Genomic DNA, 12,805 nt, shown 5'->3' on the forward strand with positions numbered 1-12,805 from the left:
ATGAGAAGAACATTAATCATAGCAGAAGCAGGTGTCAATCACAACGGCAATCTTAAAACAGCTAAAGTGCTTATTGATGCTGCAGCCAGAGCAGGCGTTGACTTTGTTAAGTTCCAGACATTTAAGGCTGATAAGTTAGTTAGCCCCGCTGCTCAGAAAGCAGAATATCAAAATAATAATACCGGAATTGAAGAAACACAACTTCAGATGCTTAAAAAGCTAGAGTTAACTGAAGAGGATCATAATGTTTTGGTGAAGTATTGTTCCAAAAAGGGAATAAATTTTTTATCAACGGCATTCGACCTCGAGAGCCTTGACTTTTTATACAAACTTGGAATCAGACTCTTTAAAATCCCCTCCGGAGAAATTACTAATTTACCTTATCTTGAAAAAGTTGCTCACCTTGCAGAAGAAATTATTCTTTCAACGGGAATGAGTAATATGTTAGAAATTGGCGAAGCATTAACAGTTCTTCAATCAAATGCAAAATTAAATACTCGTATAACAGTTTTACACTGCAATACAGACTATCCTACTCCCTATCAGGATGTAAACTTAATGGCCATGGAAAGCATTAAAAATAGGTTCGGTGTAAATATTGGCTATTCAGATCATACTTTAGGCATTGAGGTGCCGATTGCTGCAGTAGCGTTGGGCGCTAACGTGATAGAGAAACATTTTACCTTAGATCGAACTTCACCGGGCCCGGATCATAGTGCCTCGTTAGAACCAGATGAATTGAAGGCAATGGTTACAGCTATCCGGAATATCGAAAGCGCATTAGGGTCATCAGTTAAAGAACCCAGCTCTTCTGAAAAAAAGAATATAGAAATTGCAAGAAAAAGTATTCATTTGATTAAAAGTTTAACCCAAGGTGATTCCTTAAAGGAATCTGATTTAATTATGCTTAGGCCAGGTAATGGAATCTCTCCAATGAGATTGAGGGAAGTTATTGGTAAGACTGTAAATAAGGACTTAGCTGCAGGTAGTAAACTAAGATTTGAGGATTTGGAATGAAAATAGGTGTATTAACAAGCTCGCGAGCAGATTTTAGCATCTATCTTCCTTTACTAAAGGAATTGCAAAAAGATGCCTTTTTTGATCTGGAAATCATTGCTTTTGGAACTCATTTATCTCATTTCCATGGCTATACCATCCGTCAAATTGAAGAAGAGGGGTTCACTGTAAATTACACCATCGAGTCCATGCTGGTTTCTGACAGCAAAGAGGGCATTGCGACAGCGATGAGCTTAACCATGATGAAGTTTTCTACATTCTGGAAAGAACATTATAAGAACTTTGACCTTGTATTTTGCTTAGGAGATAGGTATGAAATGTTTGCTGCTGTTATGGCAAGTGTTCCTTTTCAAGTTAAATTTGCCCATTTACATGGTGGAGAGAAAACTTTAGGTGCTATTGATAATGTTTTTAGACATGCGCTTTCCCATGCATCGATGATTCATTTTACGTCTACAGAACAGTATAAGAGACGTATCGAGGAAATGATTGATGAACCAAATCATATATATCATGTAGGTGCTTTGAGCTTAGATAATTTATTAACAATTCGGTTATTAAGCATTGAAGAGTTTAAAGCTAAATGGGGCATTGACTTAACCGTACCTACGGTTCTTACAACGTTCCATCCGGAAACTATTAATGTAGATCTTAATATTAAGTATGCTGAAGAGCTATCTTATTCGATAATAGAAGCATCCAAAAAATATCAGTTTATAATTACGATGCCTAATGTTGACACTAGCGGTAACAGCATTAGAGAGATATTCAAAGAGAGATTTTCTGGTCTGAAAAACGTATTTCTTATTGAGAATTTAGGTACTCAAAGTTATTTCACCGTTATGAAGCACAGCAATTTCTTACTGGGAAATACATCTAGTGGGATAATAGAAGCAGCTTCCTTTGGTAAATATGTTATCAATTTAGGGGAGCGGCAACATGGCAGAGCCTGTGGAAACAATGTAATTCAAACAGATATAACCTCAGGAGCAATAGATGTGTCTATTGCAGCCATTGAAAATACTCCGGAATATTTAGGCGGCAATATATATTATAAAGCGGGTGCAACAGATGCTATAATAAATATTTTAAAAACAGGTCATGAATAATAACCGGCAGCATATTGTTAAAGTAAACCAGGAAGCACGGGCAGCTTTGCGTGCATTAGATATCTTGAAGGATAGTGTCAGTAGAACATTATTTGTAATTAATGATACAAACAAACTGGTAGGCTCGTTAACGGATGGTGATATCAGGAGAGGCCTTTTAAAAGGGCTGGAAATTTCGTATTCAATCGAGTCTTTTATGAACACTAATTTTAAGTATTTAAAAGAGTCAAACAATAATATCGATCGAATAAAGTCCTTCAGAGAGGCCGATATTAGTTTAATACCTCTAGTCGACGACGAGTTTTATTTATTGGAAGTTTTAGATCTTAAAATAACCAAGACTGTTATTCCTGTTGCCGCGTTAATTATGGCAGGAGGCAGAGGAGAGCGACTAAAGCCCTTAACCGATACGCAACCTAAACCTATGCTTAAAGTAGGCAGCAAGCCTATTCTTGAGCATAATATAGACCGTCTTATCTCATATGGCATAAAAGAGATTTTTATTAGTGTTAAATATTTAAAGCGGCAGATAATGGACTATTTTGGTGATGGTTCACCTAAAGGAGTAAGTATTTCTTATATAGAAGAAACTGAAGGCTTAGGAACGCTGGGAGCTTTATCTTTAATAAGCAAATCGGGATACCATGATATATTGGTGATGAATTCAGATCTTTTAACAAATATTGATTTCGAGGATTTTTATCAGTTTTATAAAGATCAAAATGCCAGTATGGCACTTGCAAGCATCCCTTACGAGGTAAATATCCCATATGCTGTTTTGGAAACTAATGACCATCACGTTTCAGCCTTTAAAGAAAAGCCGCGATACACGTATTATTCAAACGGTGGAATTTATTTAATGAAATTTGAATTAAGAAATCTGTTCAAAAAAGGCGATTATTATAATGCGACCGATATGATGGATCTTCTTATTCAAAAAGAGAAAGAAAGTTTAGTTCATTATCCTCTGTTAAGTTATTGGCTGGATATTGGCAAATACAGTGATTTTACCAAAGCACAGGAAGATATAAAGCATATTAGATTATAATGAGAGTGCTATACGTTATCCCCGCGAGAAAGGGGTCTAAGGGTCTTCCGGGAAAGAATATCAAGCTGTTAAATAACAAACCTCTAATTAGTTATTCCATTGATTTTGCCTTGCAAAACATGGACCTAGATGCTGAAATATGTATTACAACTAATGATGATGATGTAATAGCTATAGCAAAACAAAGAGGCATTGAAATTCCATTTAAAAGACCTGAACACCTTGCCTCTGATATAGCTAATACCTACGATGTTTTATTACACGCTTTGAATTATTACAAGGGAAATGGTAAAGAATTCGAAGCTGTCATGCTATTACAGCCTACCTCACCGTTTAGAAATTCATCAGATCATAAAGCTGTTATAGATACATTTGATCTAGAATGTGATATGGTGGTAACGGTTAAAGAGTCGAAAGAAAATCCTTATTTCACGATCTTCGAGGAGAATGAATTCGGATATTTGGAAAAATCAAAACGAGGGGAATTTCAACGTAGGCAAGACTGCCCTCAAGTGTATACATACAACGGCTCAATTTATTTAATAAGAGTTTCGTCATTGGAAGTTGCTCCACTAAGTACTTTTAAAAAGGTAAAAAAAGTGCTAATGCCTGAAAATCGAAGTATTGATATAGATACCATGGCAGACTGGGTCTTAGCAGAATATTTTTCCAACGCATATAATTAATGAAGACAGTAAGAATTATCCCCCGTTTAGATATTAAAGGACCAAATCTTGTAAAAGGCATTCACCTAGAAGGATTAAGAGTTTTGGGTAAGCCTTCTGATTTTGCGAAGTATTATTATGAACAAGGTGCCGACGAGCTGATATTTATGGATGTAGTTGCCTCATTATACGAGCGTAATAGTTTACATGATATTATATCTGAAACCGCCAAGAGCATCTTTATTCCTATTACAGTGGGTGGCGGTCTTCGGAGTATCTCAGACATTAAAGAAGTTTTAAGAGCTGGTGCCGATAAAGTTTGTTTAAATACCGCCGCAATAAATAACCATCAGTTGGTTAAGGAGGCGTCAAGAATGTTTGGCTCATCTACAATTGTCATCGCTATTGAGGCAATCAAGGAAACAGATGGACGTTATCTTGCATATACAGATAATGGCAGGGAGTACACTGGGGTTGATGTTCTTGAATGGGCGCAAAAGGCAGATGAACTAGGTGCAGGCGAGTTAGTGATAACTTCAGTAGATAGGGAAGGAACAGGTGAAGGATTTGATTTGGAACTTATATCTAGAATTAGTTCTCTGGTAAGCATTCCTGTAATAGCCCATGGGGGCGCTGCTAAAGCGGAGCACGTTACCTCTGTATTTAATGATGGATTTGCAGATGCTGTTGCCCTCTCTTCTTTATTGCATTATCATTTTATAAGAGAAAATGAATCAGAAGTTTCTAGTCTGGAGGGAAATGTGGAGTTTTTGAAACAAAAAAGAAGTTATCATATTTTTGAGCCCTGTAGTATTTCTGAGGTAAAGAATATATTAAAGTCGAATAATATTGATTGTAGGATATGATGAGTAAAGCTAAAAAAGTAACTATTATCGATTATCGGTTGGGTAATCTGTTTAGTGTAAAGCAAGCCTGTGATACTATTGGTTTGGGAACCAAAATCAGTACCGATAAAAACGACATCTTGGAGGCTGACGCACTTATTTTGCCAGGGGTTGGAGCTTTTATAGAGGCAATGAATAACCTTGAAAATTTAGAACTTATTAATCCTATAAAGGAAGTTGTTAAAGCTGGTAAACCCATTTTTGGGGTTTGTTTAGGGCTGCAGTTACTATTTACCGAAAGTGAGGAATTCGGTTCAGGAAAGGGATTAGACTTAATCCCAGGAGTAATTAAAAAATTTCCTTCATCAAAAGATAAAAAGAAAATTAAGGTGCCTCAAATTGCCTGGAATCGTCTTTACGCTTTTAAGCAAGCTTGGGCAAACACCCCACTTAATTCTTTAAGTGATCAAGAATTTATGTACTTCGTGCATTCTTATTATGTGCAGCCCTCAAATGAGTCATGCATATTAACGAAAACAAATTATGAAGGTGTTGAATATTGTTCTTCCATCTTAGAAAATAATATATTTGCAACACAGTTTCATCCAGAGAAAAGTTCAGAAAAGGGACTATCTATCTATAAAAATTGGGCTACAACTAATAATTTACTATAATGGCAGAAAAAGGCAATCTTGAAGCTTATTACGGCTTGCCGCAAGACGTAAAATTTTGCGAAAAATGTGTTATGTCTAACCAGCGCCCAGCTTCAACAGTTGAATTTAGACATACGAAAGACAGCAAGAAAGTTACCATGAATTTTGATGAACATGGTATTTGTGATGCATGTCGCACGGCAGAGATTAAAGAAAGTATCAATTGGGAAACTCGTGAAGAAGAATTAATTAAGCTTCTTGATAAGCACCGAAAGAATGATGGCTCTTATGATTGCTTGGTACCCGGGAGCGGAGGAAAGGATAGTGCCTATCAATCTCACGTTTTAAAGTATAAATACGGCATGAATCCTTTAACGGTGACGTGGCCACCCATTCTTTATACTGATTATGGACTTAAAAATTGGAAAAATTGGCTTGATAGCGGGTTTGATAATATTTCGTTCTATAGAAATGGAAAAGTAATGAAGCTTTTAACCAGGCTTTCAATCGAGAACCTTCTACATCCATTTCAGACGTTTATTCTGGGACAAAAAAATCTGGCGCCAAAAATTGCAGCTAAGCATGGAATTAATTTAGTATTCTACGGTGAAAATGAGGCCGAATATGGTAATCCTATTGCTGATAATATGACATCGTTACGGGATAAATCTTACCATAGCTTCGATCATTTAGAAGATATTTTTTTGGGTGGAGTTTCTGTACCGGAACTAATTGATAGCTATGATGTAAGGCTATCAGATATTTTAACCTTTTTGCCTCCAAAAGCTGAAGAATTGGAAAAAGCTAATATAGAAGTTCATTATTTGGGTTATTACTTAAAGTGGACTCCTCAAGAAGTTTACTATTATGCAATCGAAAATACAGGATTTAAGGCCAGGCCTTTTAGAACTCAAGGAACCTACAGTAAATACAGTGGTATAGATGATAAAATTGATGATTTGCATTTTTATACCACCCACATAAAATTTGGAATTGGGCGCGCATCTTATGACGCTTCTCAGGAAATAAGAAATAAACACATTACGCGTGAAGAAGGTGTCGCTCTCGTAAATCGTTTTGATGGTGAATTCCCCGACAGGTATTTTAACGAGATCATGGAGTACATTGGCATGAAGCCTGGGCATTTCCATGAGCTTTGCGATAAATTTAGGTCACCCCACTTATGGGATAAGGATGATAAAGGCGAATGGAAATTACGTCACAACGTAAGTAAGTCAGGTTTAGAAGACTAAAATCGAATATTATGTATTTGTTTAAAGTGTAGTGTTTAATGGATAACGGATTACCTCATTCTAAAACGACTCTTTTAGCAGTACAGGGCCCAACACAATTTATTGCAGCTTATATCGCTTTTCTTTGGTATAATAAGGTGATTGCAAAAAAGGATCCAGAAGCGGTACTATTGATATATGACACATATGCTCCTTCAGCAAATGAATCACCAATTAAAAATGCTATATTAAAGTTAGCTTCAATATTTCCCTGGCATGACATTGTTTTTCTTAATGAAAGTGATATGAGAAAGATATCATTGTCAAATTATAAGAAATCTATCTCAAAGTTGCGAGTAAAAATGCTCAATTATGATTTTGAAGAAATTTTTATCGCAAGAGATTACGGTAGTTTTGGTACTCAGCTTATCCTAAATACATATCCAACTTCTCTTCGCTTTGAATATGGGGATTCCTTTGGCTTGGTTGGAGATGAATCTGCTATAGGTCTCTCCTTTAAAGATTTTTTTAATGCCCCACTGCCTGTGCTTAAATCCGTCTTAAAACAGCTAATTTTCTGGCACTTTCCGGCTCGTTATAAGTTTACGGCCTCTATTCTTTCTATGCCTCTGGATTGGACAGGGAGTTATCTTAAAGGAAAACAACTAATGATTCCATCTAGAGAGTTTGGAAAGAAGGTTTTTACTGATCTGGCAGATCAGATTCCTGAATTAGCTAATTATTGTAATGACTTGCTTAAGGATAATGAGGTCCCGTGCAATTTATATCTTTTAAGCAATTTGGCAAATTCAGGATTAAGTACATTTGAGAATGAATTAGGACTATATGAAGAAATTATTAATGAGACTGCAGAAAGCGGCACCCTTATAATTTTAAAAAATCATCCTCGTGGATCCGAAATAATAATCGATAGGCTTCGTGAAAAGTTAAATAAGAGTTATAATGTTAAAATTATTAATCGTGAAGCTTTTAGCGCTTATCCAATTGAACTTTGGACCTCTTTGTTGAACAAATGTAACGTTTATCCAATTTTCTCAACCAGTGTAATTAGCTTAATGTATTTATTATCTAAGGGAGTTATAATGACGCTGGATATTAAAAAAATTGAAAGGTATATTTACCCCAATAAAAGAGATTTTATATTAGAGAGTGAAAAGATGTCAAGACAAGCTCTTGCAACGCTAATTGACTGGGATGCAAAGTCCCCACTATGGAGTGGTTCAAAAGTATAAATCCTTGGTAATAACAAAAATAAAGATTCTCCTTTGTAAATTTAAATATCGATTCAAGCGATATAAGACTTCTAATATTTCTTGGAGCGCGTTTTTAGCACCCAAAGTGCAAATATTAGGTATTGATAATATTTCAATAGGAAGAAACTGTACTATAGGGGAATCCACTTTATTTACTATTAATAATAGAAAAAATAAGGATGCCCAGCTTATTATTGGTAATAACTCCTACATCGGCAGGGATAATTTCTTTTCTGTCGGCAAATTAATTACAGTTGGAGAGTATTGTATCTTTGGTAATAAATGTTCTTTTATTTGTAGTGATCATAAGTTCCAAGATCCCTTAATCCCGTATGCAAAATCCGGGAATAGTTTTGAAAAGGTTATTCAAATTGGAGTTAATTGCTGGTTAGGACATGATGTTGGAATTATTGGTAACATAAGGATCGGTCATGGATCTATTATTGGAGCTAAAGCATTAATCACTAAAGATATACCGCCTTTTAGTATGGTAGTAGGAAATCCGTCGAAGATTATAAAAAGATATAATTTCGAAAAAGGGGAGTGGGTGAGAGGGAATGAAATAATAGAAAGCATTTTTCTAGACGAACAAGTCTATTTGCAATTTTTGCGTAGTTCAGGAGATTTGCCGATCGCTTATCATGCTAGTTCGTCATACAGTGGTGATCTTTAGTTTTATAAGAATTCAAAATATAAATCTGTCAAAAGGGGGCCGTACTTATTAATCAAATGAAAATAAACACTCAGATAACATCAATAGTATGAATGTATTAATTACGGGTGCATATGGTTTCTTAGGAAGATATGCGGCTAAAATGTTTAAACAGCAAGGTTATTTGGTCACCGGCATGGGACATGGTAAATGGTATTCCGATGAATATTCAAGGTGGGGAATTGACCATTGGGTAGAATCAACCGTTACGTTTGACTCATTGATGAATATAAATAAAAAGTTTGATTTAATTATTCATTGCGCTGGAAGCGGTTCAGTAGCCTTCTCAAGGGAAAATCCATATGAGGATTACCAAAAAAGCGTTCAAAGTACGTTGTCACTTTTAGAATATATTAGACTGCAAAATCCAGATTGTAAATTTATTTACCCATCCAGCCCTGCAGTTCAGGGAAATCTTGGTAATGTACTTATAAGGGAGGATATGATTTCCACACCTGTTTCTCCTTATGGATTTCATAAAAAGATTGCTGAGGAACTTTGTTTGTCTTATCATAGGAACTTTAACATTAAAATTGGGATAGTTCGTTACTTTTCTATTTATGGTGAGGGTCTGAAAAAGCAGTTATTATGGGATGCCTGCAGAAAGATTCAACAGTCAAACGAGGTAGTTTTTTTTGGCACAGGGAAAGAAACGAGGGATTGGATTCATGTATCAGATGCTGTTAATCTCTTGTTTTTTTTAGCTAATAATTTAACTGATTATAAAGTAGTTAATGGAGGAAGTGGTAAGAGCATTGAAATAGAAAGTGTGATTTCTTATTTATGCGAAGCTTTTAACAAGCCTGTTAACGTAAGCTTTAACGGCCAAATAAAGGAGGGCGACCCCCTGCACTTTTGGGCCGATTTGAATCAAACTTCAACTTTGGGATGGCAACCGAAAATTGATATTAAAGATGGCCTGAAGGGTTATGTGAATTACTATAAAACCCTTATTAATGATTAGAGTAGCTTTTTTGCTGAATTTCCCTTTGACCTACAAAGGGGGAATAAATTATTTAAAAAATTTATTTTACGCGATCTCAACTGTCAAGCGTAAGAAGGTGGAGATTTATTTGTTTGTCCCTGATGGTATCGACCAGGAATATATAGATGCTTTTTCACCGTTCGCTACAATTGTTAAAACTAAAATATTAACGCGGAGAGATCCTCAGTGGTTTATAGATAAGATCTCCGAAAGGATATTTCATTATAACATACTTCTTAACCAGGTACTGAGAAAATATCAAATAGATGTCATTTCGCACTCTAACTACGTCAGTAAAAATCATGCATTTAAAGTGCTAAATTGGATACCGGATTTTCAAAGTATGCATTATCCACATTTATGGACACCCAAAGCGCTTAAAAACAATTTCTCTTTTTATCATAAATTAATAAAGAGAAGTGATTTAGTAATTCTTAGCAGCAACAGCGCTTTTGATGATTATAAGAATTTTTCGAAAACAAATGAAGATAAAGTTCGTGTCTTACAGTTTGTTTCGCAACCTGAAAATGACCTAGGACCTCAGGAGATGAAAGATATGTTCAGCTCAATTAAATCGAAGTATAATATTGAGAATAATTTTTTTTACTTGCCCAATCAATTTTGGCAGCATAAAAATCATATTGTAGTTTTTAAAGCTGTTAAGATCTTAAAAGATAGGGGGGTTGACATTAAACTTGTAACGAGTGGTCAAATGGGGGATTACAGGGTTGGAGAAGAACATATCAACATGCTAACAAACTTTGTTTCCCAAAATAAATTAGATGAAAATATCTTACTACTAGGCCTTATTCCTTATCGGGAAGTTTTAGTAATGATGCAAAGCTGTACGGCTTTAATAAATCCGTCTCTTTTTGAAGGTTGGAGTTCAACAGTTGAAGAAGCGAAAAGTATTGCTAAAACCATAGTACTGTCAAATATCCCTGTTCATCGAGAACAAAGTCCCTCGAAAGGAATTTTTTTTGATCCTCATGATGCGGAAGCTCTGGCGGACATTCTCTTAGAGCTGTGGCAGAACCTAGTGACATCTCACAACTCAGATGATTTAACAAAAAGCGACCTTTATTTGCGAACGATTAGTTTTGCAAACAATTATCATGGCATCATTGAAGATGCCATGAAATTGCCTTTAAAGACACTCCGTTAATAGATCCTAGTTTTCTGTTAGCTATATTAGCTTACAGACTATTCGAACTAGCAATTATATGATAGCCCAAAATAAAAATCGTGTCGTTGATCTTTTGTTTATTATAAGTGTATTTTGCGTTACGCGATTAGTGCCCTTTTTTTTTCTGTCACCGATCATGAATATGTCTGTGTTAGCGATCTTGTTTGTAACGCTTGCAGTCTATCGATTTACGCGTGAGAATATCGTTATTGTACTTGGTCTGTTAATAGTGCCGTTGTGCCTAAACCTGTTGTATACAGTGTTATTGACAGATAATAATTTACTCATAAGCACAAAATTTTTTATTACTTTAATTACTGTCGGTCTCGCTTACTTTGTAACCGTTAATCGATATGCATTGAAGTGGTTTATCTGGTTAAATCTTTTGCAAGCTATAGTTCTAATCTCTATATTTCTTTTTGTTTTATTCTATATAGGTCCGAAAGAGTACTTGCCAATACGTTTTTTCTTTATTGAGAAAGATTGGGGCGATATCTATACCTATAACGGGTATTTTTTCAGAATACAAATTAGAGGCAGTGCTTTACTTCTTGTATCCATAATATTAACCAATGAAACAAACCTTATTAAAGGGAAGTATTTAACGCTAACGATACTTATCATAGGGCTAATTTTGGCCGGAAATTTTGCATTTTTAATTGCGGGTGCTTTATATATCATTTATTGCATTTTACGTATAGAAGGGAAAAGGTCTAATAATGCTTACTTGTTAATAATTTTAATTTTTGTTATTGCCGGAGTTTTTTTAAGTCCCTATATTTCTGAATATGTAGTTAGTACCCTAGAAAGTAAGCAGGAAAGCTCGATTGGAGCTAGGAATGATCAAGCTGCTTATCTTGTAAAAGATGTATTTGAGAATCCTTTTTCAACCATGCTGGGCCAGGGTTTGGGAAATACCTTACAAGTCAAATCAAGCTTCAGAGATTACACCACAAGTACTTATTATGAATTGCAGACTCTTTATATCTTCAACCAGTTAGGTGTTCTTTTTTTTCTTATTTACTTGCTATATCACATATTTATGGTCATTCAGAGATGGGGGAAGGCTAAAAACGTAATATTTATAACCTACTTAATTTACGTTTGTTATGCAATTACAAATCCTTACATTTTTGATACAAATCATTTTATTATAATTGTAGTTTTAAATTCATGGGTTAATACCATTAAATGCGATGCCATATACTAGTGCAGTCATAGTTCTATATAACCCAGTAATAGATGAACTAGCGAAAAATATATATGCTATTATTCCGCAAGTTAATAGCATAATCTTAATTGATAATTCAGTTAGACACTTAAACCTTGAATTTTTAAAGGAGATTAGGGAGTTAAAAAAACTGAAAATTGAATACATATTTAATAATCAAAATTTAGGGGTTGCGGCAGCACAGAATATTGGGCTAAAGATGGCCATCTCCCGCGGCGCAGAATATTTGATTATTTTCGATCAGGATAGTTGTCCGTCGGATAATATGGTTAGACAGTTGTTCGAGGATTACCAGTTGCTGCTTGAGAATGGAGTAAGTGTTGGTGCGATTGGACCAATGGCAATAAATATTCAAACAAATAAGCCGTACAATCCCAGAATACGAAGATTCAGACCATTTCCCCAAGTTCAGCACGTCCTTCAGGTCACGGAATTAATAAGCTCAGGCTGTTTGTTGCATAAAGACGTCTTAACGATAGTAGGCCTTATGGATGAAAAATTATTTATTGATGGAGTAGATCATGAATGGTGCTGGAGGGCTAAGACGTTTAATTATCATTGTGCGTTAACCACAAAAGCTCGTTTATATCACATGCTAGGCGAAGGTGATAGAAAATTTTTAGGCATAAACGTTGCAATCACATCTCCCTTCAGGGTGTATTTTCAATACAGAAACTTCTTTTACCTTTTGAAAAAAGGATATGTGCCACTCTATTGGAAGTTAAATAATGCTCTAAAATACGTTATCAAACTGCTTTATTATCCGGTTTTTATTCACCCGCAAAAAGTATATTTTAAGAATATAATAAAGGGGATTATAGATGGTGTTAAAAAAAGATGAGCAATAT

At 35.2% G+C, this 12,805-nt stretch carries 13 protein-coding genes; all 13 read left to right on the forward strand.

Features of this window, described 5'->3' with window-relative positions; translation table 11 throughout:
- Complete coding sequence (gene neuB, locus WG906_RS14240) at window positions 1–1,017, forward strand: N-acetylneuraminate synthase (RefSeq protein WP_339993412.1); 1,017 nt, start codon at window positions 1–3, stop codon at window positions 1,015–1,017.
- Window positions 1,014–2,126, forward strand: coding sequence for a UDP-N-acetylglucosamine 2-epimerase (neuC, locus tag WG906_RS14245; RefSeq protein WP_339993413.1), 1,113 nt, complete (start codon window positions 1,014–1,016; stop codon window positions 2,124–2,126). Before neuB ends, neuC begins: the two co-directional genes overlap by 4 nt.
- On the forward strand, window positions 2,119–3,174 hold the full coding sequence (locus tag WG906_RS14250) for a nucleotidyltransferase family protein (protein ID WP_339993414.1): 1,056 nt from the start codon (window positions 2,119–2,121) through the stop codon (window positions 3,172–3,174). Before neuC ends, WG906_RS14250 begins: the two co-directional genes overlap by 8 nt.
- Complete coding sequence (locus WG906_RS14255; protein ID WP_339993415.1) at window positions 3,174–3,860, forward strand: acylneuraminate cytidylyltransferase family protein; 687 nt, start codon at window positions 3,174–3,176, stop codon at window positions 3,858–3,860. The genes WG906_RS14250 and WG906_RS14255 overlap by 1 nt, the downstream gene beginning before the upstream one ends.
- Window positions 3,860–4,705 (forward strand): imidazole glycerol phosphate synthase subunit HisF, encoded by an 846-nt coding sequence (gene hisF / locus WG906_RS14260; RefSeq protein ID WP_339993416.1) that lies wholly within the window; start codon window positions 3,860–3,862, stop codon window positions 4,703–4,705. Before WG906_RS14255 ends, hisF begins: the two co-directional genes overlap by 1 nt.
- Window positions 4,702–5,358 (forward strand): imidazole glycerol phosphate synthase subunit HisH, encoded by a 657-nt coding sequence (gene hisH, locus WG906_RS14265; RefSeq protein ID WP_339993417.1) that lies wholly within the window; start codon window positions 4,702–4,704, stop codon window positions 5,356–5,358. The genes hisF and hisH overlap by 4 nt, the downstream gene beginning before the upstream one ends.
- Window positions 5,358–6,590: an N-acetyl sugar amidotransferase gene (locus tag WG906_RS14270; protein WP_339993418.1), complete on the forward strand. Its 1,233-nt coding sequence runs from the start codon at window positions 5,358–5,360 to the stop codon at window positions 6,588–6,590. The genes hisH and WG906_RS14270 overlap by 1 nt, the downstream gene beginning before the upstream one ends.
- 38 nt (window positions 6,591–6,628) lie before the next feature.
- The gene (locus WG906_RS14275; RefSeq protein WP_339993419.1) at window positions 6,629–7,822 is read left to right on the forward strand and encodes a polysialyltransferase family glycosyltransferase; all 1,194 of its coding nucleotides are present in this window, start codon (window positions 6,629–6,631) and stop codon (window positions 7,820–7,822) included.
- Between the two features lie 4 nt (window positions 7,823–7,826).
- Window positions 7,827–8,516, forward strand: coding sequence for an acyltransferase (locus tag WG906_RS14280; protein ID WP_339993420.1), 690 nt, complete (start codon window positions 7,827–7,829; stop codon window positions 8,514–8,516).
- A gap of 88 nt (window positions 8,517–8,604) precedes the next feature.
- Window positions 8,605–9,519, forward strand: coding sequence for an NAD-dependent epimerase/dehydratase family protein (locus tag WG906_RS14285; protein WP_339993421.1), 915 nt, complete (start codon window positions 8,605–8,607; stop codon window positions 9,517–9,519).
- Window positions 9,512–10,705 (forward strand): glycosyltransferase family 4 protein, encoded by a 1,194-nt coding sequence (locus tag WG906_RS14290; RefSeq protein ID WP_339993423.1) that lies wholly within the window; start codon window positions 9,512–9,514, stop codon window positions 10,703–10,705. Before WG906_RS14285 ends, WG906_RS14290 begins: the two co-directional genes overlap by 8 nt.
- Window positions 10,706–10,868: 163 nt before the next feature.
- A complete protein-coding gene (locus tag WG906_RS14295) occupies window positions 10,869–11,936 on the forward strand; it encodes a hypothetical protein (protein ID WP_339993424.1) in 1,068 nt (355 codons plus the stop codon).
- Window positions 11,923–12,798: a glycosyltransferase family 2 protein gene (locus tag WG906_RS14300; protein ID WP_339993426.1), complete on the forward strand. Its 876-nt coding sequence runs from the start codon at window positions 11,923–11,925 to the stop codon at window positions 12,796–12,798. The genes WG906_RS14295 and WG906_RS14300 overlap by 14 nt, the downstream gene beginning before the upstream one ends.
- Window positions 12,799–12,805 lie beyond the last annotated feature (7 nt).

The organism is Pedobacter superstes, assembly GCF_037622515.1.
Lineage (GTDB): Bacteria > Bacteroidota > Bacteroidia > Sphingobacteriales > Sphingobacteriaceae > Paradesertivirga > Paradesertivirga superstes.

What these genes read in the sequence shown, in the direction of transcription:
- neuB (WP_339993412.1), top strand. Translation starts at nt 1, where the DNA reads ATGAGAAGAACATTAATCATAGCAGAAGCAGGTGTCAATCACAACGGC.
- neuC (WP_339993413.1), top strand. Translation starts at nt 1,014, where the DNA reads ATGAAAATAGGTGTATTAACAAGCTCGCGAGCAGATTTTAGCATCTAT.
- WG906_RS14250 (WP_339993414.1), top strand. Translation starts at nt 2,119, where the DNA reads ATGAATAATAACCGGCAGCATATTGTTAAAGTAAACCAGGAAGCACGG.
- WG906_RS14255 (WP_339993415.1), top strand. Translation starts at nt 3,174, where the DNA reads ATGAGAGTGCTATACGTTATCCCCGCGAGAAAGGGGTCTAAGGGTCTT.
- hisF (WP_339993416.1), top strand. Translation starts at nt 3,860, where the DNA reads ATGAAGACAGTAAGAATTATCCCCCGTTTAGATATTAAAGGACCAAAT.
- hisH (WP_339993417.1), top strand. Translation starts at nt 4,702, where the DNA reads ATGATGAGTAAAGCTAAAAAAGTAACTATTATCGATTATCGGTTGGGT.
- WG906_RS14270 (WP_339993418.1), top strand. Translation starts at nt 5,358, where the DNA reads ATGGCAGAAAAAGGCAATCTTGAAGCTTATTACGGCTTGCCGCAAGAC.
- WG906_RS14275 (WP_339993419.1), top strand. Translation starts at nt 6,629, where the DNA reads ATGGATAACGGATTACCTCATTCTAAAACGACTCTTTTAGCAGTACAG.
- WG906_RS14285 (WP_339993421.1), top strand. Translation starts at nt 8,605, where the DNA reads ATGAATGTATTAATTACGGGTGCATATGGTTTCTTAGGAAGATATGCG.
- WG906_RS14290 (WP_339993423.1), top strand. Translation starts at nt 9,512, where the DNA reads ATGATTAGAGTAGCTTTTTTGCTGAATTTCCCTTTGACCTACAAAGGG.
- WG906_RS14295 (WP_339993424.1), top strand. Translation starts at nt 10,869, where the DNA reads ATGTCTGTGTTAGCGATCTTGTTTGTAACGCTTGCAGTCTATCGATTT.
- WG906_RS14300 (WP_339993426.1), top strand. Translation starts at nt 11,923, where the DNA reads ATGCCATATACTAGTGCAGTCATAGTTCTATATAACCCAGTAATAGAT.